This window comes from Shewanella donghaensis (genome assembly GCF_007567505.1).
Classification (GTDB): Bacteria; Pseudomonadota; Gammaproteobacteria; order Enterobacterales; family Shewanellaceae; genus Shewanella; species Shewanella donghaensis.
Genome location: NZ_CP041783.1, coordinates 1,349,045 through 1,373,324, shown reverse-complemented (window position 1 = coordinate 1,373,324; position 24,280 = coordinate 1,349,045). Strand labels below are relative to the sequence as shown.

Here is a 24,280-nt window from a genome sequence, read left to right as displayed (position 1 = left end):
ACCCGTGATCTTTTATGTAAGACTTTCAGTTTTAGGTACTGTAAAACTTCTTTAAAGTGAGTTAATTGCCATATACACATACTATTTCGTAAGTTTTTCGTAAGTTTTGGTGTTATTGAAAGTATTAGCTTGCTATAATCAGCCTCAAGAAGACTGCTGGCTACGCTTCTCTGTAATGGTAAATGTCACCCCTAAATTATAGACATGCCATACCCCCTACAAACGGCCTAAGATTGATAGGAGTTATTATGGAAGTTCATGAATATGAGAATGCTTATTATCAAGTAAAAGACGATGTATTAGAGTCGTTACCTACTGAAGAAGAATAAGCTGATCGAACTAATAGAATTAGCTCTTTCGCAAGCATAAAAAAAGCAGCCTTGGCTGCTTTTTTTATGCTTGTTAGTTTATGCTGAGTTAACTTAACTATTGCGCTCACTATAAGTTATCAGTTGTATAAGTTAGTCGACTTGGTTAGCCCTCAATACGGCCCTTTTCTGTTAACACTTCAACAATCGTCCAACTTTTACCTTTTTTAACCAACTTTATGGTTCGGTCATCGACCCAAGGGCTGCCACCTCTAAGGCCTTCAATTTTCACTTTCACATCGACTTCATCGGTAAATTTACGGAAAAAATCAATATCAATATCATCAATGCTCATTCTGACATCACTCATGGATAAACCTAAAACATGACGTTGAACCGCTGAGGCAATATGGTAATGAGACATGACATCCTTCAAATCTTGATTCACATAAATTTTAGCCTGACTAACATCTCTATCAACGTAGATAGCTTTGAAGAACCCTAATGAAACTTCTTCAGGAGTCAGTGCTTTTTCTAGACGACCTTGAGGATTTTTTTCGGAAGGACCACAAGCGGTGAGCATTAATAAGCTGACCAAAACAAAGATTTTATGCATGATGACTTTTTGAGTTTCAAAGTGTTAATCAAGTATCGCTATTTACGTGTGAGGACACAAGAGAAACACATAAATATCCTATAGAACCCAATTAATTGTTGACTGAATTACGGCTGCGTGTCATACCTTAGTAAGCTAATACATTATTTAAAATGTATAACTTAATGTTATCCACAGAATCTGTGGACAACTATGTTGAATACTCTTAACCACTTCGATAAGGTTATGATATTTAACAATTAATAGTGCTGGTTAAAAAATGACACCTTAATTTTACTGTTAATACTTTCTGTTTTATTCCTGCTTTTTTTATCATTTTCCACTTGCTTTTCTCTGTTAAAAACTTTAAGCCGCCTTAAATTGTTCACTGCTTATAAACGATTCATGTTTTCAGAAAACTTCAAGCTAAATTGTTCGATTTAATTCTTTAAAACATGATTTTCATAGACGTTAACCGAGTGTTCTTAACCTTGTCTTTGTTTGAATTTACTTTCAAAATCGCTTTGGAATGATTCACATCACTGTTAATTGACGCGGTTTCATATTTTGCCCGCAATTTCATTAAAGATCGCAAATTTAAAAATCGTGCTAAGTATTAAATCGACACTCATTTATTAACATAGCACTTGTTTATTAAAGTGACGTTTATCTATTCGATACTACTCCAAGAAGGCTTTAATTTTTGTATCAACAAGCCTGAACAATATGATTTGTGGTTTTTGGTGTTTTCTAGTTAGGGTACGTTTATGCGTCTGGTATTTTCGTGGCGGCATATAGCTATTGGCTCAACTATTATCTTCGTTATTTATTGAGTTATTCAATTGAGCTGCATTTAGCTCAAGGCAAGAAAAAAGCACTATCGCTATTAAATAGGGATAGTGCTTTTTAAAGAATGTGATTAATTACAACTAATGCTATTTCTTAGCGTCAGATTGTGCCTGTTCATTTTGCGCCGCTTGAATGGCAGTCAGTGCGATGGTGTAAACAATATCATCGACTAACGCACCGCGTGATAAATCATTCACAGGTTTACGCATACCTTGCAGCATAGGGCCGATACTAATCAGGTCAGCACTTCGCTGAACCGCTTTGTACGTAGTATTACCCGTATTTAAATCTGGGAATACGAATACCGTTGCTTTACCTGCTACAGGGCTATCAGGCGCTTTAGAACGTGCCACATTTTCCATAACTGCAGCATCGTACTGTAATGGACCATCAATGATTAAGTCAGGACGTTTTTCTTTGGCGATTCGAGTCGCTTCACGTACTTTATCAACATCAGAACCCGTACCAGAAGTCCCTGTTGAGTAACTGATCATGGCAACGCGTGGCTCAATACCAAATGCTGCTGCAGATTCTGCTGATTGAATAGCAATGTCTGCTAGTTGATCAGGGTTCGGATCTGGGTTAATGGCACAGTCACCATAAACAAGGACTTGATCAGGCATCAGCATAAAGAAGATAGAGGATACTAAGCTTGAACCCGGCGCTGTTTTAATCAGCTGCAGGGGAGGGCGAATAGTATTGGCGGTAGTGTTTATTGCGCCAGATACGATACCGTCAACTTCATCTTGAGCCAGCATCATAGTGCCTAACACCATGTTGTCTTCTAACTGCTCTTTAGCGACAACTTCAGTCAGGCCTTTATGGCGACGTAAATCAAGCATACCTTCAACATAGCGTCCACGAGCTTGTATAGGATCGATGATTTGTACACCTTCACCCAGTACCACATCTTGTGATGCCGCAATACGTAGAATTTCTTCGGCATTACCTAAAAGTACACAACGCGCTATTCCACGTTCAGCACAAATAGCAGCGGCTTTAATGGTTCTTGGCTCTTCACCCTCAGGCAAGACTATGGTTTTCTTCGCCGCACGAGCAAGTTCAGTTAGCTTGTATCTGAATGCTGGTGGCGATAAGCGATGCTCCCTTGGTAAGTTCTGGGTGACGCTTTCAATCCAGCTTTGGTCGATATGACTGGCTACGTACTCTTGAACTCGGTCAATACGTACAGCATCGTCAACCGGTACTTCATGGTCAAAACGCTGAATGTTTAACGAGGTTTGCCATGTATTAGAATCAATTAAAAATACAGGTAAGCCGGTTTCAAATGCACGGTCACATAATGCCATGATTTCAGGTTCTGGCTCATAGCCACCTGTCAATAAAAGTGCACCAATCTTAACGCCGTTCATTGCCGCAAGACAGGCTGATACGATAACATCAGAGCGATCGCCTGAAGTCACCAGTAAAGAGTTTGTGCGAATATGGGTAACCATATTTGGAATACTGCGGGCACAGAAAGTCACTTTACGTAGACGACGAGTATGCATTTCACCGGCATTGATGATTTTGGCGTTTAAATGCTTGGCTAAATCAGATGCTCGAGGTGATACCAAGTCTAGGTTATACGGCACACTACCTAAAATTCGTAATGGGCTTTTGCCTGGAAGTTGGAACATCGCTGATGTATCCACCTTATGGATATCAGCATGATCGAAAACTTCTGATAGATCAGGACGAGCTCGACCTTCATCATCAACTGGTGCACCAATTTTATTGATAATTGAACCAATAAGGCGTTTGTTTTTAACGCCGCCCCATGAGTTATACGCAATCTCTAAACGACTCATTAACCCATTTGGACTGTCATTACCTGGCGTCGCGATGAAAATCACGTCAGCATCTAATGCTTTGGCAATTTCAAAATTAATGTCATCAGAGAAAGGGTGGTTTCGTGTAGGCACTAACCCTTCAATAACAATCGTTTCTGTATTTGAAGCACATTCACTGGCGCGAGCAATAATTTGCTCCATCAACACATCAATTTGTTCAGAACGGATTAGATTCTCTGCATGTTCCATTGTAAATGGCTCAAGCGGGTTAACCGTAGGAGAATGACTTAAAATGGTGGTTGAACGTTCAGGGCCATTATCACCGGTTCTGATCTGGGCGATTGGCTTGAAGAATTGAACTTTAACGCCTTTGCGCTCTAGCGCACGAACCATCCCAAGACTTAATGAGGTCAGACCTACACCAGTTCCAATTGGGATTAACATGATATTTCGAGACATAAATACCTCTAATGTAAAATTAAAAAAGCCCGTTAAGTAACAGGCTTAAAATAAACTATTCAGAAACAAATTAAGCAGTAATCAACTTAATTGAATCTTCAGCGATTACCCACTCTTCGTTGGTTGGGATAACCATTGCGACAGTGCTGCCTTCTTCGGTAATGATGCCTTGGCTACCAAAACGTGCTGCTAAGTTCTTTTCTTCATTCACTTGGAAGTTGAATATTTCTAGCATACCAAGCACTTTTGCGCGGATGATGTCAGAGTTCTCACCAATACCACCAGTGAAGATAACAGCGTCTAAACGGCCTAATGGCACAGTGTAAGAAGCAATGTACTTGGCTAAACGGTAGCAGAATATCTCCAATGCTAATGTCGCGCCTTTATGGCCATCTTTATAACCGTCTTCAATGCCACGGCAATCATTAGTTAGCTCAGATATACCTAACAAGCCACTTTGCTTGTTTAGTAAGTTATTCACTTCATCGAGGGTGTAACCAAGTTGGTTTACGAGATGATAGATGATTGAAGGATCCATATCACCACAACGTGTACCCATAACTAAACCTTCTAACGGGGTTAACCCCATTGAAGTGTCAACACTCTTACCGCCTTTAATCGCAGTAACCGAAGCACCGTTACCAAGATGTGCCACGATAACGTTAGTGTCCGTAATGTCTTTGTTGAGTACTTTTGCTGCTTCACGGCTAACAAATAAGTGACTTGTACCGTGCATGCCGTAACGACGTATACCATGTTCACGATATAGCTTGTACGGAAGTGCGTAAACGTAAGCTCGTTCAGGCATTGTTTGGTGAAAAGCAGTATCAAAAACAGCAACCTGTGGAAGCGCTGGGAATGATGCCATTGCCGCTCTAATACCAATTAGGTGAGCTGGGTTATGAAGGGGTGCAAGTGAAGCACAGTCTTCGATGCCTTTGATCACATCTTCATTGATGATCACTGAACGAGAGTATTTCTCACCGCCATGAACTATACGATGGCCAACAGCTTGAATTTGGGCAGCAAGCTCTGGTTGATCGGCAAGAATATTATTAACTATGTATTCAACAGCTTCACGATGAGCAGTAAATGCACCAAGTTTGGCTTCATTTTTAGCACCGTTTACTTTCCATTTAATGCGAGAATCTTCTAAGCCGAAGCATTCAGCAAGTCCTGATATGTGATCATCACCAGATATGGCATCAATTACAGCAAATTTTAAAGAAGAGCTACCGCAGTTGAGTACCAGTACGAGTTTTTCTGACATGTTGAGACCTTTTTGTCTAATCGTGCAAAATTTAAAATTGATGTGAAACTGTGTTATTTCAACTATCAATCATAGTTAATGATTTACAAAACAGCCGATATATTTGCCTTTAATTTGGGGCTAAATATAGCTGTGTGCTATTGTGCATATATCTGATAAATCTTATAGGGCATACCGTTGAGCGTAAATGTGTTCAAAATCATAGGAGATGGTCGACGTTATATGAAGACGTGGCCTATGGTTCGACAACTTGGGTTTTATTTCCCTGAATACCGTGTAGTTAGGGCAACCCATCTTGGCATTATGTTTATGCCTTTTTTCGCTATCTTGGCTGCAATTAGCCAAGTGTATGTCAATGGTTGGGCGTTTTTACCTCAAGCCATTGCTATATTGCTATTTTTTGTCAGTTTACCCATCCAGGGCTTGCTCTGGTTAGGTTGCCGAGCAAGGCACCCATTACCATTAACACTGTTTGATTGGGGTAACGAACTCAGTGCCAAATTAAATTCAATGGGCGTTCGTAACCAGCCGTTAGGTGCTAAAGCCTGTTATTTGGATATGGCACAAATATTAAAATTAGCTTTTGATCGTTTAGATCGAAGCTATTGGGAAGAGCTTTAACTCTTACCAATAATAAGTCGCTACTATTGCAGCGATGTATTAGTAATCTGCGCTAATACCACGTTCAGTAAATACCGCTTTAATCGCATCCATTGTTGCTTTACTTGGCGGTTTTACACCTTCTAAAGCATACTTCTCACCGAAGACTTCCCATTTGTGGGTACCGAGTTCGTGATAAGGCAGTAATTCTACTTTTTCAACGTTCTTCATCGGTTTAATAAAATCCGCTAATGCGATAGCTGATTCAATATCTTCGGTAAATCCGCCAACAACTACATATCTCACCCAGGTCTTTTGCTGACGCTTAGCGAGGTATTCTGCAAATTGTAAAGTACGGTGATTACTGACTTTAGTTAATTCGATGTGTTTTGTATCATCCATTTGCTTTATATCAAGCAATACTAAGTTAGTGTTATCGAGTAATTCATCAATAACAGGTGTGTATTTGCGGACAAAGCCATTGGTGTCGAGACAGGTATGGAGCTGATTATCTTTACATGCTTTAAAGAGTTCACTGACAAATTCAGCTTGAAGAATTGCTTCCCCGCCTGTTGCAGTAACCCCACCAGATGTTAAGAAAGGTTTGTAACTGATGATTTGACTCATGAGTTCATCAACAGTGACTTCTTTACCACCATCTAAATCCCAAGTATCACGGTTATGACAATATTGGCATTTCATCAAGCAGCCTTGCATAAAGGCGACATAACGAATACCAGGGCCATCAACAGTGCCAAAAGATTCGATTGAGTGAATACGACCTGTGGTCATGACATCTCCGAACAAGCAAAAAAAAAAGGTTGTACTAACTTAGTAAGATAAAATCATCACTGTATATTAGTACAACCAATTTTAGCTGATGTTACAAGCCTTTAGTGAAAGTACGAGTAATTACATCTTGTTGCTGTTCAGGGGTTAGTGCGTTGAAACGGACTGCATAACCAGAGACACGAATGGTCAGTTGTGGGTACTTTTCAGGATGAACAATCGCATCTTCAAGCATTTCACGGTTCATTACGTTCACGTTTAAGTGTTGACCACCTTCACTGCTAGCGTTACTCATGAAGTAACCATCCATTAGTGATGCAAGGTTCGCGCGGCGACCGACTTCATCTTTACCTAATGCATTTGGCACAATAGAGAACGTATAAGAAATACCATCCTGTGCGTGAGCAAATGGCAGTTTAGCCACAGACGTTAATGATGCAATTGCGCCGTTTTCATCACGACCGTGCATTGGGTTAGCACCAGGAGCGAAAGGTGCGCCAGCTGGACGACCATCAGGTGTAGTCCCTGTTTTCTTACCGTATACAACATTAGAGGTAATAGTAAGAATTGACTGAGTTGGTATCGCATTACGGTACATTTTCATGTTACGGATTTTAGCCATGAAACGTTCGACTAAATCACAAGCGATGTCATCTACACGTGGGTCATTATTACCAAATTTTGGATAATCACCTGAGATATCAAAATCAACCGCAATACCGTTTTCATCACGGATTGGCTTAACAGTACCAAACTTAATTGCAGATAATGAATCGGCTGCAATTGAAAGGCCCGCAATACCACATGCCATTGTACGTCTAACGTCACGGTCATGAAGTGCCATTAATGCTGACTCATATGAATACTTGTCGTGCATGTAATGGATAGAGTTAAGTGCTGTCACATATTGTGTTGCTAACCAATCCATTAAGCCGTCTAAACGACCCATAACATCATCAAATTCTAAAACTTCAGATGTAATTGGATCCGCTTTAGGAGCAACTTGGATTTTTAGCTTTTCGTCAACGCCGCCATTGATTGCATAAAGCATTGTTTTAGCTAAGTTGGCACGGGCACCGAAAAACTGCATGTGTTTACCTATAATCATAGGGCTCACACAACAAGCAATTGCGTAATCGTCTGATTCGAAATCAGGACGCATTAAATCATCATTTTCGTACTGGATTGAACTGGTATCGATAGAGACTTTTGCACAATAGTTTTTAAAACCTTGTGGCAGCTCATTTGACCATAACACGGTAATGTTTGGCTCAGGGCTTGGGCCCATGTTGTATAAAGTGTGTAAGAAACGGAAGCTTGATTTCGTAACAAGAGTACGACCGTCTAAACCCATACCAGCAATTGATTCTGTTGCCCAGATTGGGTCGCCAGAGAACAATTCATCGTATTCAGGAGTACGTAAGAAACGCACCATACGAAGTTTCATCACGAAATGGTCAACCATTTCTTGTGCTTGTTCTTCAGTGATTACCCCATTTTTGATATCGCGCTCAACGAAGATATCTAAGAATGAAGAAGTACGGCCTAATGACATTGCCGCGCCATTTTGGCTTTTAACTGCAGCAAGGTAACCAAAGTAAGTCCATTGGATAGCTTCTTTTGCATTGGTCGCAGGTAAAGAAATATCACAGCCGTATTTAGCTGCCATTTTCTTCATTTGACCAAGAGCACGATGCTGCTCTGCAATTTCTTCACGTAGTTGCATTGTGTATGATAAGTCTTCGCCAGCTTCAAAACCTGCTTGAAGTGAAGAGAACTGGGCGAACTTATCTTGCATTAGGTAATCGATACCATAAAGTGCAATACGACGGTAATCACCAATGATACGACCACGGCCGTACGCATCAGGTAACCCTGTTAAAATACCAGACTTACGACATGCCATAATTTCAGGGGTATAAATATCGAATACACCTTGGTTATGGGTTTTACGTAATTCAGAATAAGTGTACTTAACGTCTTGGTTTAATTCGCGGCCATAAGCTTTACAAGAACCTTCAACCATACGAATACCGCCATTTGGCAGCATTGCGCGTTTAAGCGGCGCATCAGTTTGCAAACCTACAATGGTTTCCAAATCTTGATTGATATAACCAGCATCATGAGAGGTAATGGTTGAAACCATTTCAGTATCGAAATCAACAGGGGCGTGAGTGCTGTTTTCTTGCTTAATCCCTTCCATCACTTTATTCCAAAGTGAATCAGTAGCGGCAGTTGCACCAGCTAAAAAAGACTCATCACCTTCATAAGGTGTGTAGTTTTTCTGGATAAAGTCGCGAACGTTGACTTCAGTTTTCCAATCACCAGCTTCAAAATTCTGCCAAGCGTTTGCAAATAACTCTGTTGTATCGGTCATGGTAATTTACCTTCTCGTAATTAACTGCTGCTGAACTGCCACTTGATGTTACGGGTTAAATGTTACAAACAAGTCGACGGTTCAAAAATTGAGACCCCTATAAATGGATGATCGCAAGGGCATCTAATCTGTTAGTTCAATCATTTTAATTCAACAATTGAACAAAATTTTCACTCAAAATAAATTGGTAAGACCAATTTACCTAAAGAATTTTAGCATAGCTTTTATACGACTTCACTTAATTAAAGCTAAATCGCTTAAGATATGGACAAAACTGTTAGCTAGGTAACAGTTTTTAAGCATAAGGTTTTTTAAATGACCAATAGTGTCTACTCTTGCAGCGTACAACAAGGCTACTTTTGGTAACATTCTTATCATGATGTCGCTTTGCTATACTGATTTATAGCATTTTTTAGTAAAGCTGATAGTTTATTAGCACTTATTAAAGTAGGTTGCCTATAATATCAGTATCATTTTTGTGTGCTTATTTTGGTATTACCAATTTATTGTTGATGTTTTTATAATTCATATTGGGGTTTTTATGAAGAATTTAACCGGTGACGAACGCCAATCTACGGCGGACTCAACAACCGAGTTAACAGCTAAGTCTATAACGACTTCGCCTACCACCTTTCAACAGGCTGAAAATTTCGGTTTAGCTAAAGTGGCTAAAAGTCCTTGGCAATCTTTTATCCTATCCATTTTTGCTGGTGCTTTCATTGCCATTGCGTTTGTATTTTATATCACAGTGACGAACGGCAGCACGATGGGCTGGGGGATAACACGTCTCATTGGTGGTGTTGCATTTAGTTTAGGGCTTATTTTAGTGGTGGTATGTGGTACTGAATTATTTACCAGTACGGTATTAACTTCCATTCCGTGGGCACAGAAAAAAATAAAAACCTCGGTACAGTTACAATGCTGGGCACGAGTTTATGCGGGTAATTTGATTGGAGCACTGCTAATGGTGTTTTTAATCATGTCTGCACGTATGTTTGAGTTAAACAGTGGCCAATGGGGATTAAGTGCGCTGAATATTGCGCAACATAAGATTCATCACACTTGGTCGCAGGCATTAACCTTGGGGGTTTTGTGTAACATGCTGGTGTGCTTGGCTGTGTGGATGACCTTTGCGACTAAAGATTTACTGACTAAATCATGTTTAATGATTTTGCCGGTTGCCATGTTTGTCAGCAGTGGTTTTGAACACAGTATTGCCAATATGTTCATGGTGCCTTTAGGTGTAGCTATTCATTCTTTTGCGCCAGAAAGCTTTTATGTCGCGCTTAATATTAATCCTGCTCAATATGATGATTTAACCCTAGTTAACTTTGTATTTAATAACCTTATCCCAGTTACCCTAGGTAACATCATTGGTGGTGGGGTGTTTGTTGGCTTGGGTTTTTGGCTAGTTGAACAAGGTAAGCTCACTATCGGGACTCAGGGTGCTAGCAATGCATCGATAGTCACTAAAATTGAACAAAAAAGTGATTAACAGATTGAGTATAAAGACGGTGTTTACATAGACCTGTCTTATACTTAATTAGTTGATTGACTAGACGCCTAGCTTTGCTGGGCGTTTTTGTGTCTATGGCCTAAGCGTATTTATCACTACATATGTCGTCATCGGTTTAAACAAGCCTATAATATTATTGGTAATTAACCTCACGACAATAGTAGAATCTTAATCACTTGATAACCCATCATTAAAATAACAATAAGCATGGTCATCACATGATAGAACCCCAAAAAACACTAGCGACAGAATTAACACCTGATCTGCAATCCCTTACTAAAAGCACGCAGCCTCCGAAATCAATGCCAGATACTTTGGTGATTATTTTCTTTGTTGCTTTGGCTGCTGCACTGCTCACCTATGTCGTTCCAATTGGCTCATTCACTACCCAAGAAGCACATTATGTTGTCGATGGTGTTGAGAAAACCCGCAGCGTCGTAGACCCCAACTCATTTGTTTATGCTACTGACGAACAGGGTGAACCCAAGCTCAATCCCATTTCATTTTTTAAAGGTGATGGCGGAGTAGGTTTTTTTAATTTTGCCTTTGAAGGTATGGTTTCTGGCTCTAAATGGGGCAGTGCTATTGGCGTTATCATGTTTATGTTGGTGATTGGTGGATCATTTGGCGTCGTGATGGCCACGGGGACTATCGATAACGGCATTTTGCGATTAATTGATAAAACCAAGGGTAACGAGCAAATCTTTATCCCAGTGATTTTCAGTTTGTTTTCTCTGGGCGGGGCGGTATTTGGCATGGGAGAAGAGGCCATTGCTTTCGCTATTATTATTTGCCCGTTAATGATCCGCCTTGGCTATGATGGCATATGTACCGTGATGGTGACGTATGTCGCCACACAAATCGGTTTTGCCAGCTCATGGATGAACCCGTTTAGTGTTGCGATTGCTCAAGGTATTTCTGGAGTGCCAGTACTATCTGGGGCTGGAGTGCGCTTCGGGCTTTGGGTTGGTTTTACCTTGATAGGTATTGCTTTTACCATGCGCTATGCAGCGAAAGTTCAAAAACAACCTAGTGCGTCTTTTAGTTTTCATAGCGACCAATATTTTAGAGATAACCAGCAAGGCACTGTAAAAGATAGCCGATTTAATGTTGGTGACATACTTGTATTACTGACCATTATCGCGACGATTGCTTGGGTTATCTGGGGCGTTATCGCTCATGCGTGGTTTATACCTGAAATTGCCAGTCAATTTTTTACCATGGGAATTGTGGTCGGCATTATTGGCATTATATTTAAGCTTAATGCCTTAACGATGAATAAAGTGGCGCAAAGTTTTAAGCAAGGTGCTGAAACCATGCTTGAACCTGCGTTATTAGTGGGTTGTGCATCAGGTATTCTATTACTCATTGGCGGCGGTGGGCCGACTGAACCTACAGTGTTAAATAGCATATTACACAGTGCGGGTAATGTTATTGGACAATTACCTAATGCTTTATCTGCTTGGTTTATGTTGTTGTTTCAATCGGTATTTAATTTCTTTGTCACGTCAGGCTCAGGTCAAGCGGCGTTAACTATGCCATTAATGGCCCCACTGGCAGATATTGTTGGGGTGACAAGGCAAGTCGCAGTATTGGCTTTTCAGTTGGGTGATGGCTTTACCAATGTATTAGTGCCGACCTCAGCGTCGTTAATGGCCACTCTAGGTGTTTGCCGTGTTGATTGGGGTGATTGGCTTAAGTTTATTTGGCGCTTTATGGTGTCACTGTTTGTGCTATCGAGTATTGCTGTGATTGCCGCGCATTATTTAGGCTTTAGCTAGCTCATCTCTATTTGAGCTGACGTCGGAGATAAGCATAGCTATAATCATAAGTGCAGGCGGGATTTTAAAAAGTGAAAAAAAACGGCATCATTTGATGCCGTTTTGCTGGGAAGAACTATTGGGAATAGTCTTTTTAAACTAGCTCGTTCGATTTAATTCGTTGAGCTTGACTCTTTTTTAACTTATGACTTCGTTAAAACTTAATTTCACCTTCAACAAACCACTCACGTCCACGAGCGTTATACACGCCGCGAGGGTAGTGAGGCCATGACGTATTGGTTGGGTCAAAATTAGGGCCCACGTCAAATAGGTTCACAATACCAGCAGTTAGTTTGAAATCATCGGTGAAGTTATAGGCACCGGTTAAATTCCACTTAGTTTGTGATGCCACTTCTAAGTCATCTTCAGTAAAGCCTTCTTCATCAATGAATGAACTATACGAAGAACCGTGCATACGTGCTGTATGATAGGCACCTAAAGTGGTTTCAAAATCTTCTATAAAGTAGCTAAAGATCATGTTAGCGCGGTACTGTGGTAAACCGCCATCTTCAATGTCATCATCCACATCTGAGGTTGGGTTTAACTGACCTTCAGATAATAGTATGTAAGTACCATTAAAGTTAACGCGCAGTTCACCCATATCATTGAAATCCCAGCTGTAACCAGCGGTTAAATCAAGACCACGTACTTTTTGGTACGCTAAGTTCTGCGCTACAGTGTTGATATGAGTAATCGTGCCACTATCATCACGGGTAATCATATTTTCATAGGTGTCGTATTCTTGAGCGGCAGTTGAGGCGCTAATATCGCTTACCATGTCATCAAGTTTCCATTCCCACAAATCAATAGAGGCTTCTAAACTGTCGCCGCCCCAAACTGCACCAATGTTAGCTGTGTAGCCTGTTTCAGCTTCAAGTTCTTTGTTGGCACCTGTTGTCGTATCAATGTGCAGTTCGTTACAAATCTCATCAAGAGATTCGTTACCGGTTTTAACTCCCGGTTGACCACCCATTGCCTGACATTGCTTATAATCGATAACCTGAGTAAAGCCGTTTGTTGCGTCTCCGTATACGCGGTGCATGTCTGGAGCACGGAATACACTAGACCAAGAACCACGAACCAATAACTCATCAACAGGACGGTATTCAACAGTGACTTGTGGTGATAAGTTACCGCCAAAGTCGCTGTAGTGATCGTAACGAAGCGCCGCTGCAATAGTTAGATCTTCAAGCACAGGAACACTGATTTCAGCGTATGTTGCCCAGAAGTCACGTTCGCCCGCACCCGATGAGCCACCTGTCGTCAGTACAGAACCATTTTGGGTTTCTGAATCAGATTCTGTTTCGTAATCTTGCTCAGTATATTCAGCACCGAATGCGAACATCGCATCGCCTTCAGGCATTTCAAACGCCATACCGGTGATGTTAGCCTGAATATTCTTTTGGGTTGATTGCGCACGTTCAAATGGTGAGTAAGACGCGGCTTCAACATTTTCATCTGCCATGTTTTCAAGTAGTGAATTACCGTTTTCACCAGCAGTGATGTAATCGAACATGCCACCAACGGTTGCAAAACCGCTGCGATAAACGTTGACGTTAGTACGGCCGTAGTTAGCTGACATATCCCAATCATATTCGTCAGCTAAAACGCCTTGAAGACCTGCTGAGAAGAAGTAGTTACTGGTGTTCGTTTCACCGCTACGGTTATCGAATTCGTGTAAGCGACGAGCGTAGTAGTAATCACCGTCAGTTGCGTTAGCAAAATCACCGCCAAGACCCGTTGATTTGTTGAACGTCTTACTCATCAAATCGCCATAACTTACGGTTAAGTCATTACCATCAACGTTGATATCGTAATCATTAATGGCCATTGGCTCAAAATTAGTGGTTGATTTTGCATTAGCAAAATCAAGACGACCTAAGAAAGTGATATCGTCAGACAATTCATAGTTGAAGTTTGTTGTGCTGATAAAGCGGTAGCTTTCTGGCTCTAAGTCACGCCATTCTGAGCGGTCAAAACCACATGTACTTCCTGTCCATAGAAACCCTCGAGCTTCACATTGTTCAGGTGTTAACTCACGAGCACCAGTTCCCGTACCAGCAATACGAGCACCATATGAGCTATACGAAGAGTAGTCACTGTGTGGCACTTTATCTGTGTGTAGACCGAAGTTTTCACGATCTGTAGCTTGTAATGCTTCATTGCTGCTAAATTCAATGAAAGTTGATACGTTGCCTTTCTCGCTTGAAGAACCTAATGAAAGTGCGATACGGTCATTCATCCCGCCGCCTTCAGTGGTATCGCCATGACGATATTTTAACGCAACGCCATCAAAATCTTTTTTCAAAATGATGTTAATGACACCACCAACAGCATCAGCACCATAAATAGCTGAACCACCAGATTGAAGTATTTCAATACGTTCAACGGCTTCCATTGGTAAGTTTGCTGTATCAACGAAGTTATCGGTTCCGCCAGCAGGTTTTGGGTACTGGTTTAAACGCTTACCATCGATAAGCGTAAGTGTACGACTCGCGCCAGCATTACGTAAACTGATTGAAGAAGCTGCAGGGGTAAAACCGTGTACTTCTTGTGTTGTCATTGCACCGGTTGTTGAGGTGAGGTTTTGAAGCGCATCTTGGATAGTGGTAAAGCCTTGCTTTGCCATATCATCAGCACTTAACACTGTTACTGGTGTTGCTGTTTCTAAGTCGGTACGTTTAATACGTGAACCCGTGACTTGAATACGTTCAACGTCGGCTCCTTCTTCTGCCGCAAGAACTACTGGCGCACTAAGTGCTGCGGTAACCGCACCACTTACCAAAGCAAAACGAATTGCATTGGCCAATCTTGAATTAAACTGCATTGTTTTCTCTTCCTCATCATCTTTGATTGTTATTCGCAATTTTATTGGGTTAATACCTTTAACTGTTTGTGACAGTCGTTAAGATATCTTTGCGATTTTCGGATAAAAACATACTTAAGCAACATTGGCAACGAGCCTGTTACACTCTGAATTTGTTAAGTTTGTATGCTCAATTGTTGCCACTTTGACTACCAGCATTAACATGGTGGTCTGGTGTGGTATTTTGTTTTTTTAACAAGGTGACCTGGTTCGAATGAATGGTTAAATATCAGTACTTTTTTGATGTTGAATGTGTATTTTTGTGGGGGTTTGTGTTGGTTTTTTGTGTTTTTGGCGGGATGTTGAAAAATCGCCTTGATACAGATTGTTACACTGCTAGTGGTGTAATGAGTGGTTCAATGTTTGTTGTATGTTTGAGTTTGTGAGGTTAATCACTTTTTAGTGTTGTTGCGATTTAAACAATAAATTAACGGAAGGTTCGAATGAACTAGAAGGTTTGATGAAAACTGTGGTTGTTTGGTGGGCTTTATATTAAGAAAGTGGTGCTAGAAATTTTGTATTTATGGAAATAGCCAATGGTGAGTCGGCTATTTCGTTAATAATTTAGCCTAATTAGGCTTCTTTTTACAGCGAAGAAGCGTGTGCCCTAAACCAATATTATCGACATCTTCATCGACATAGAGCCCTGCTTCACTAATCATCTTTAGCATATCTTTACTGTGATACATACGGCTATTACCATTGGCAATAGCCGTAAAATATAATGACGTTGCATTGACGCAATATGCCCCAGCCTCATAAGGCTGTCTGTCCCAGTATGTTTCTAGGATGCATAATTCACTATCAAGACGCATCGCTGCTGAAGCTCTTTTTAGTATCGTTACGATCTGTGCTTTTGAAAAGCAATCTAGAAACTGGCTCATCCAATATAAATCAGCTTGTTGATAGAAAGGTTTGTTACTATCAAGTAAATCAGTTTCCAGTGGGTGAACACGGTCAGACACATTATGAAGTTTAGCATTTTTCATCGCGACATTAAGCTGCCCCGGTAAGTCCATTATGGTGACATTCACACTGTCGTTATAGCTTGTACAGGCAAATGCCCATTTACCGGTATTACCGCCGACATCGACGATATGTTTTGGATTTGAACGAAAAATTAATGGCAATAAGCTTTCAAAAGCATGATCTGAATAGTAATGATCGAATTCAAACCAACTTTTCTTAACTTGTTCGGGTAATTGACTTAACCCTGGGTAGATAGTCTCCCAGTCGCCAAGATGTTTTAACCCTTCAGCTTTCCCATTCTTTAATGACGCTTCAAGTTCGAACAACCCTTGATAGCATACATCATGGATAAAGTTTAAATTCTTAGAGGCCATGTCATCGTGCAATAGGAAGTGGCCAGTTTTATCTAAATGATAATGTTCATCTTTACACCAAAGTAAGCCCATACTTAGTCCCATATCAAGCAGAACATGAATCGCATACTCCGATAAATCATTCAATTGAGTTAACTGTTCTAGATGTATGCCTTGTTCACCCGCCTTATCTATCTGTAATAAAAGGCCAAATTGACTTAAGCATCGAGCCACCTGAAAACTCACGGGGGCAAAAGCAATTTTTTGAGCTTCGAATTTTGCTTCGTAAGCCGAGATTTTCTTTGGTGATTGATAGAATGACATAGAATAAGTGTTGCTCTAGCAGCATGGAAAAAAGTGTTGGGATACTAACAAAGTTGCATGAATAAGAGTTTGATCTAGTTCTATATGTTGGCGTAATTAGTGGATATAAACATAACTCTAATTTTGTAATGATTTTATTTTATAAATCTTTACATCAATAGCTTATAGTAAATATGACGCGCTAACTTACTGTTAACATCTAGTTAGTATACGGTTCTATCCTGAGTATCAAGTGGTCGGCTTTAACTATGATAGTTTAGCCGTTTTTTTAGAGCATCGATTCGGCAACAGCAGTGTGTTTCTTAATTATGGCCTGGACTTATATAAAGTAGTTGTCATCGCAACTACAAAGAATGAAGGTTTCGTTCCGCTTATTGAGGTTGAGAAAGTAAGGCATAATTCTACAACGAGAATGGGTCATAGTTTGACATATTTAAAAGAAGGCTTTTTATACAGTTTCTAATCGATTGTTACGGCTTAGACGAGTACCTTAGAATTTATCAAGGGGCTGGTATTAAATCAGTTACGGGTAAATCATTTACTGGATTAGAAACTGCATGGATTGAACTCATTAACCTGCTATAGTGCGAATTCAGTGTGTTATTTGTTTTGTGCAACGTTAATCGTCATTGGATTTACTCCTGAAACGTAGTGCGCAAAGCCGTCATTTTAAGTTTTATTAACCACAAGGATTCTTTTATGAATGTGGATAAAGCCAAAAAACGTATCGCCAAGTTAGTTAAGAAAGGTTTTAAAGGATATCCGTTAGTCGCGCTCGAATATTTTGGTCAAACTGCTGACAGTGCCAATGAAGTGGTTATTACTTTTACCTTGGAAGAGGGTGCTGAACCACAAGAACAAAAATTTGCTTGTGAAACTGATGCGCGCAAAGATGAAACAATTCAGTCAATTTTAGTTAAAATTATTGAGCGTGCAGATGCGATGACAGTGACAGAACAAGAGACTGTGACTGTAAAAGCGTAATCAAGCATCATGTAACGACATGGTACGATTTTGACAAAACAGTATTGATAAAATACAAAGATAAAAATGCCCAGCAAATGCTGGGCATTTTTGCATCTATTTTAAGGCTAGGCAGTTAAAGCTAATACAAACCCAATAGACCTGTTTTAAACCTTACTGTACGTTTTCGCTTTCGCTAAATTCGCCAGCAAATAGCGCTGATGATAAATAACGCTCTGCTGCAGAAGGTAGGATGACGACAATGTTCTTGCCTTCAAATTCTGGTAATTCAGCAATACGGTTAGCAGCAACAACTGCAGCGCCTGAAGAAATACCCACTAAGATACCTTCTTCTTTCATTAAGCGACGAGACATTTCAATCGCATCTTCATTGCTAACAGCTTGAACAAGATCGACAACATCTAAATCTAGGTTACCAGGGATGAAACCAGCACCAATACCTTGGATCTTATGTGGTCCAGGCTGAAGTGGTTGACCTGATTTTGCTTGCGCAATCACTTGAGAATCAACTGGCTCAACAGCGACAGATACCACATCTTTGTTCATACTTTTTAAGTAACGGCTAACACCTGTAATAGTACCACCAGTACCTACACCCGCTACGAACACATCAACTTCACCGTCTGTATCATTCCAAATTTCAGGACCGGTAGTTTTTTCATGGATTTCTGGGTTAGCAGGGTTACTGAATTGGCCTAATACCAAATATTTTTCAGTATCTGATAAGCGAATTTCTTCAGCTTTATCAATTGCACCTTTCATGCCTTTAGCGCCTTCAGTTAACACCAGGTTTGCACCTAATGCTTTTAGAAGTTTACGACGCTCAAGGCTCATTGTATTTGGCATAGTCAGGGTTAGTTTGTAACCGCGAGCTGCAGCAACATAAGCAAGTGCAATACCTGTGTTACCAGATGTTGGCTCAACTAATTCTACGCCAGCTTTCAGAGTGCCTTTCTTTTCAGCATCCCAAATCATGTTAGCGCCAATACGACACTTAACACTGAAACTTGGGTTACGTGCTTCTATTTTAGCTAGCACTCGACCATTGCTTACTCGGTTAAGGCGCACTAGTGGGGTATTACCTAGCGTGTATGAATTGTCTTCGTAAATGTTGCTCATGGTTTAGCTCCTTGTTTGCATACTCTAATGATAATCTGTTTAGGGGGCTTTAACAGTGACAGTTTGTTATTCGTTATTCCTTTTAGTTATTAAAGCAAACTCTACTATAATAATAAAGCATCTTCTTAATTAACAATCATTTACTAAAGAGCATTAGTTAAGCACACTCTTATGTATTTAGATGGTCAGACCTTTAACAAATTGACAATTATTGCTTAGCGAAAGGATCATAAGGTAATAGACTGGTTTATCAGTGCGATTTCTTCTACGTGAAAACATGACCTATCTAAATAATATCCTTAATAAATTAGGTTAAAGAAGACGTTGTTACTCCCAAATTCTCTAGATGGCAGAAATAACATGAATAAAGTAGTTATCTCAGGAAGTGGGCTTTACACCCCACCTCATAGCATTAGTAATGAAGAGTTGGTTGAAAGCTTTAATGCTTATGTCGATCTATATAATAAAGAACATAAAGCCTCAATTGACCAAGGTGAACTTGAAGCCTTGTCTCATTCATCTGCTGAGTTTATAGAAAAAGCATCAGGGATTAAAAGTCGTTATGTGATGGTAAAAGAAGGCATTCTAGACCCCACTATCATGATGCCACTTATTAAGGATACGCCGTCTGATTCACTATCTATGCAGGCTGACATAGGTATCAAAGCCGCAGAACAAGCCCTAAATCAAGCTAAGTTATCTGCTGAAGATATCGACTTAGTGATTGTTGCTTGTGCCTATACTCAACGTTCATACCCAGCCATAGCCATTGAAATTCAACAAGCCATGGGCACAAAGGGCTTTGCCTACGACATGCTGGTAGCCTGTTCATCGGCAACATTTGCTATTGTTAATGCGATTAATGCCGTGCAGGCAGGTACCGCGTCACGGGTATTAGTCATTAATCCTGAAATTTGTTCGCCTCAAGTTAACTATCGTGATCGAGACAGCCACTTTATTTTCGGAGATGTAGCGACAGCGGTCGTCGTAGAAAAAGCCGCTAATGCGCATTCAGAATACGCATTTAATGTGTTATCAAGTCAATGCTTTACGGATTATTCTAATAACATTCGCAGTAACTTTGGTCATATTAATCGCTGCGACCCAGATAATTCAGATAACAGCGATAAGTTATTCCACCAACAAGGCCGCAAAGTCTTTAAAGAATTACTGCCGATGATTTATCAACATTTAGACAAACAATTGATTAAAGAACAAATTCAACCCGATGAATTTAAGCGCTTATGGCTTCACCAAGCGAATATAAATATGAATATGTTTGTAGTTCGTAAACTTCTCGGTGATAATGTTATAGATATGAAGGCACCTATAGTATTAGATGAATATGCTAATACCGCTTCAGCGGGTTCAATTATCGCTTTTCATAAATATAACAACGACTTTAAAAGCGGTGATTTAGGCTTACTTTGCTCATTTGGTGCTGGCTACTCCGTAGGGAGCATTATTTTAGAGAAAACATGATTTTGGAAGGTGACACAATTTGCGTATTTTGATCGTTGAAGATAACGAAGCTGTATCAAAGGTTTTGCGCCATTTACTGATACAAGAATTACATTGTGAAGTAGAAATCGCGCTTGATTTAGCTTCGGCGAACACGTTACTTGAGAATAACCGCTACTTTGTTGTGGTAGCGGATTTAAATCTTCCTGATGCACCAGATGGCGAAATTGCCCAGTTGGTGATGAAGTCATATCAAACCCCCTGTATTTTATTATCCGAAAGCCTTGATTCTCATCAGCGCAAAAAATTACTCAAATTGGGTATTGTTGATTATGTACTCAAAGAGAATCGCTTTAGCTACGAGTATGTCGCTAAATTAATTGGCCGATTACAAAAAAATCAGAATGTAAAAGTGCTAGTGGCTGATGATTCCGTTGTCAGCCGTAAGTTCGTTCGTTTATTACTCGAACAGCAGTTATTTCAGGTGCTTGAAGCCAATGATGGCGCCGAAGCCATCACTATTTTAAATGCCACACCCGATATCCAGTTATTAATCACTGATTACAACATGCCTAATGTTGACGGGTTTGAGCTTATTCTGAAAGTCAGAGAAAGCTTTAGCCGTGAAGATTTAGCGATTATTGGTCTGTCTAATGATACTGATGAAAGCCTATCTGCTCGCTTTATTAAGAATGGGGCAAATGACTTTTTACAAAAACCATTTGTGCATGAAGAGTTTCATTGTCGGGTGCTCAACACGCTTGATTCGTTAGATATGATCCGCAAATTATGGGAAAAAGCCAATCGAGATTACCTCACTAAAACCTATACTAGACGTTACTTCTTTAACAAGCACAGTTCAGATGTCCCTGACTCAGGTCAATTTTCAGTGGGACTGATTGATATCGATTTTTTCAAAAACGTTAACGACACTTATGGTCATGATGTGGGTGACGAAGTGTTATTTGAGTTCGCGAGTCGGTTAAAAGCTGCTTTTGATCAGCATTTTACTGTGGCAAGATTTGGCGGTGAAGAGTTTGTCGTGGCCTTTAAAGGGCTCGATGGCCATAAAGCCTATACCATGATGGACAAATTCAGACAGCAAGTTGAAATGACTCCCTTTAAAACACAAGCTGGTGAGCTCAATGTGCAATTTAGCTGTGGTATCGCACATGTTGAAAGCACAGATTTGAATGTTGACAACTTATTGCACCGTGCTGATTTAGGCTTATATCAAGCCAAAGAGCAGGGCAGAAATAAAGTCATTTTTGATTAGCTACGATGTTATTTAAATAACTGCCTCATGTAAGTGACTCATGTAGTGACACAACTAAAAAGCCTGCAATTGCAGGCTTTTTTGTTTGTGGTGGTAGGGTTTACGCCATTTGTAAACTCAATAGCTTACAGTAACCAGGCATAGCTAACTTTCATAAAGTAGGTCTTATCTTTTTGGGTTAGCGAGTCAATTTCATCAGTTGAAATCAAGCCATCAGAATAACCAAGATAAAATACGCTTTGTGGGTTTAACTTGTAGCCATATAAAATTTCGTTACCCAAGTTCTGACTTTGCTCGTTAGGAGACTGATACTTGTATAGGCTAGGATCGCGTTCAATATCCGTGTAAACACTGGTTAAGCGAAGAAAACTGTTTAGGGTTATCTGCCAGTTTAGACGTAAATCGGTTAAGTTGGCGGTAAACAGTGTGCCTTCATTGATATCCAGTGTTTGATATTTATGGTTTACATCTAAGATGATTGACTCGGTAACCTTCCACTCCACCGCAGGATTAAACATGGTTACTGTGCCAGGTCGGTCATTGGCATAATCAATGTCGTCACCGTAGTTAACATCCAATTCCAGTTTAAGATTCTGTAGCGGGGTGAAGTTGGTATAGAACCAGCCTAAATCAATCTGGTACATAGTGGTATTGCCATCAATGGCCAAAGATGAACCATCAAGTCTGCGGCCTACTCGGTCTTTATGGACGAAGCCGGTGGCAATATAACTTTGTAAGCCACCATCCAATCCAATGGACATTTCAGCTTCTTGTTCAATTTTTTCATTATTTTGGTTATGGGTAATATCCCAATCACCACCTAATTTTATTTTATTAAAAAAGCTATCTGTTGGGTACCAAACATAGCTACCACCAACCACAAACTTACTGGCATCAACTCTGTCGATAAAACCTAAGTCAGCTCTAAAGTCTTCACCAACTGACTCGTAACGACTAAATGCGCGCCAGTTGCGGCGTTCATGGTCGTAGCTCAAGCGATACATAGTGTCAGAAAAGCTATCATCTTTGTTAGTACGAATAACCCTTTCGTTATAATCACAGTTGCCTAATTCACAGCTTTCAGGTGGTGTACTGCAATCATCACCGCGACAAAATTGCTGATATAAGTCATCAGGGTATTCAGTATCAGAAAACACATACTGAGCAGTAAAAGTATCTTGCTCTGTTGGTTGATATTTAACGTCTGCACTAGCGACATAGTTATGATAATTCTCAGCCGTCTTTGCCGTAATCAAGCCACCAAAAGAGAGGTCTTTATTGGGATCAAAACGATATCTTGCTGCAAAGTTATAGCTTTCTTCATCAATAGTGGCAATATCTGAGCTTAAATTACCAGGGGTTAAAAATTGAGTGCTCTCATCATTTGCCGCTAAAATAGCAAGGGTGTGATCATCGGTTTTACTGGTCAGTTTGACGCCATAATCTGGCGAACCAATATTGCGGGTGTGCAGCAAGCTTAATTGGGTATCAAAGTAATCTTTGTTATCTAAAAAGAATGCACGTTTTTCAGGATAAAAAAGCGCAAAGGTATTGTTCACATCTAATTGACCAGAATCTGCTTCAACTTGGGAAAAGTCTGGATTGATAGTGGCATTCAATAGTGTTGTTGGGGTTATCCCCCAGCGTAAATCTAACCCCGCTTCAACATTGTCATCATCTTCCCAAGGTTGGTTTGGGTTAAGATCTCGCTGACTACTTCTAGCAGCAACAACGGAAGGGGTTATTTGTATATCTTGACCTTGTTTGGCATTCGCAAGACCCGTAGCGGTCCCTAGCTGACAAAGTTGACAGGCTACGTTACGGTCAATCTTATGCGTTGAAATACGATGAGTTTCGTTGCGTGGGTAGAAGCGGATGAGCTCAATACCCCAGGTTTGAATATCTTTGTTGTCATCAAAATTGAATAACCTTAACGGTAACTCCATTTCAACTTGGTAGCCTTGCTCGGTGATTTTACCGCTGCCATACCAAATACCATCCCAAGCATCGCTTTCTTCACCGGTGAGCTCATTCTCAATTGAGTCATTTTGAACGCCATAAGGGTTAATAAAGAATTGGTACGCTAAGCGGGCATTATTAAAGGTATCAAGCTTAATACCCACTTGGTCATCGCCCCATGAATTATCTCGGTCGCGTAAATTACTGCGGATTTTTTCAGGATTTGGGTCATTAGCAATAAAAGCAACAAAAAGACTGGTTTCGGTGGCAAAAATCTTAGCGTCAGTCGTTACCGGGGCGGCAATATTCTCACCGGGGGAGGTCTCATATTTAAGTTGCATGGTTGCAGCTTGTTGCCATTGTGGGTCATTTAAATTGCCATCAATTTCAGCAGGCGCTGCAAGTGTTGGAATCGACACATTAAATTGTGCAGCTTCTCCAGCAACAGCAAAGTGAGTGATTACTGCGCCTAATAAGGCTGAACAGCAGGCTATTGCACGAGCAAAAGATAAGGGCTTTGAAGATTTAATCACGATGTCATCAGTAACTCATTGTTAGTTTGAGTAATTGTGTCAGAAAGCCACTTTGATGTC

At 40.3% G+C, this 24,280-nt stretch carries 15 protein-coding genes; 6 read left to right on the top strand and 9 right to left on the bottom strand.

The features are described from left to right. Nucleotides 1-474: 474 nt before the first annotated feature. The 3 genes from FPK91_RS05810 to ackA all read right to left on the bottom strand — a co-directional run bounded on the left by FPK91_RS05810 (nt 475) and on the right by ackA (nt 5,274). Nucleotides 475-924: a nuclear transport factor 2 family protein gene (locus FPK91_RS05810; protein ID WP_144209275.1), complete on the bottom strand. Its 450-nt coding sequence runs from the start codon at nt 922-924 to the stop codon at nt 475-477. Nucleotides 925-1,838: 914 nt separating this feature from the next. Beyond that, nucleotides 1,839-4,004: a phosphate acetyltransferase gene (pta, locus tag FPK91_RS05805; RefSeq protein ID WP_144209272.1), complete on the bottom strand. Its 2,166-nt coding sequence runs from the start codon at nt 4,002-4,004 to the stop codon at nt 1,839-1,841. Between the two features lie 70 nt (nt 4,005-4,074). Continuing rightward, nucleotides 4,075-5,274, bottom strand: coding sequence for an acetate kinase (ackA, locus tag FPK91_RS05800; protein ID WP_144209269.1), 1,200 nt, complete (start codon nt 5,272-5,274; stop codon nt 4,075-4,077). A gap of 177 nt (nt 5,275-5,451) precedes the next feature. Between ackA and yfbV the strand changes: the two genes are divergently transcribed. Further along, on the top strand, nt 5,452-5,895 hold the full coding sequence (gene yfbV / locus FPK91_RS05795) for a terminus macrodomain insulation protein YfbV (RefSeq protein WP_144209266.1): 444 nt from the start codon (nt 5,452-5,454) through the stop codon (nt 5,893-5,895). A gap of 39 nt (nt 5,896-5,934) precedes the next feature. On the opposite strand, the gene pflA is transcribed toward yfbV, so the two are convergent. Beyond that, entirely contained in the window at nt 5,935-6,666 is a 732-nt protein-coding gene (gene pflA, locus FPK91_RS05790) for a pyruvate formate lyase 1-activating protein (protein ID WP_144209263.1), read from the bottom strand. Between the two features lie 91 nt (nt 6,667-6,757). After that, complete coding sequence (gene pflB, locus FPK91_RS05785) at nt 6,758-9,040, bottom strand: formate C-acetyltransferase (RefSeq protein WP_144209260.1); 2,283 nt, start codon at nt 9,038-9,040, stop codon at nt 6,758-6,760. A gap of 541 nt (nt 9,041-9,581) precedes the next feature. Here pflB and focA point away from each other — a divergent pair. After that, on the top strand, nt 9,582-10,535 hold the full coding sequence (focA, locus tag FPK91_RS05780; RefSeq protein WP_144209257.1) for a formate transporter FocA: 954 nt from the start codon (nt 9,582-9,584) through the stop codon (nt 10,533-10,535). 323 nt (nt 10,536-10,858) lie between these two features. Beyond that, nucleotides 10,859-12,337, top strand: coding sequence for a putative basic amino acid antiporter YfcC (gene yfcC / locus FPK91_RS05775; protein WP_144214185.1), 1,479 nt, complete (start codon nt 10,859-10,861; stop codon nt 12,335-12,337). A gap of 193 nt (nt 12,338-12,530) precedes the next feature. Here yfcC and FPK91_RS05770 read toward each other — a convergent pair whose 3' ends face one another. After that, nucleotides 12,531-15,203, bottom strand: coding sequence for a TonB-dependent receptor plug domain-containing protein (locus FPK91_RS05770; RefSeq protein WP_144209254.1), 2,673 nt, complete (start codon nt 15,201-15,203; stop codon nt 12,531-12,533). A 608-nt stretch (nt 15,204-15,811) separates the two neighbouring features. Beyond that, the gene (locus FPK91_RS05765; protein ID WP_144209251.1) at nt 15,812-16,888 is read right to left on the bottom strand and encodes a methyltransferase; all 1,077 of its coding nucleotides are present in this window, start codon (nt 16,886-16,888) and stop codon (nt 15,812-15,814) included. Between the two features lie 699 nt (nt 16,889-17,587). On the opposite strand from FPK91_RS05765, the gene FPK91_RS05760 reads away from it, so the two are divergent. Beyond that, entirely contained in the window at nt 17,588-17,872 is a 285-nt protein-coding gene (locus FPK91_RS05760) for a hypothetical protein (protein ID WP_144209248.1), read from the top strand. 153 nt (nt 17,873-18,025) lie between these two features. Here FPK91_RS05760 and cysK read toward each other — a convergent pair whose 3' ends face one another. After that, the gene (gene cysK / locus FPK91_RS05755; protein ID WP_144209246.1) at nt 18,026-18,991 is read right to left on the bottom strand and encodes a cysteine synthase A; all 966 of its coding nucleotides are present in this window, start codon (nt 18,989-18,991) and stop codon (nt 18,026-18,028) included. Nucleotides 18,992-19,351: 360 nt separating this feature from the next. Here cysK and FPK91_RS05750 point away from each other — a divergent pair, with 360 nt between their 5' ends. After that, complete coding sequence (locus tag FPK91_RS05750) at nt 19,352-20,473, top strand: beta-ketoacyl-ACP synthase III (RefSeq protein ID WP_144209243.1); 1,122 nt, start codon at nt 19,352-19,354, stop codon at nt 20,471-20,473. Between the two features lie 19 nt (nt 20,474-20,492). Beyond that, on the top strand, nt 20,493-21,728 hold the full coding sequence (locus FPK91_RS05745) for a response regulator (RefSeq protein WP_144209239.1): 1,236 nt from the start codon (nt 20,493-20,495) through the stop codon (nt 21,726-21,728). 125 nt (nt 21,729-21,853) lie between these two features. Here the strand turns inward: FPK91_RS05745 and FPK91_RS05740 are convergent, their stop codons facing one another. Further along, complete coding sequence (locus FPK91_RS05740) at nt 21,854-24,220, bottom strand: carbohydrate binding family 9 domain-containing protein (protein ID WP_405127340.1); 2,367 nt, start codon at nt 24,218-24,220, stop codon at nt 21,854-21,856. Nucleotides 24,221-24,280: the final 60 nt, after the last annotated feature.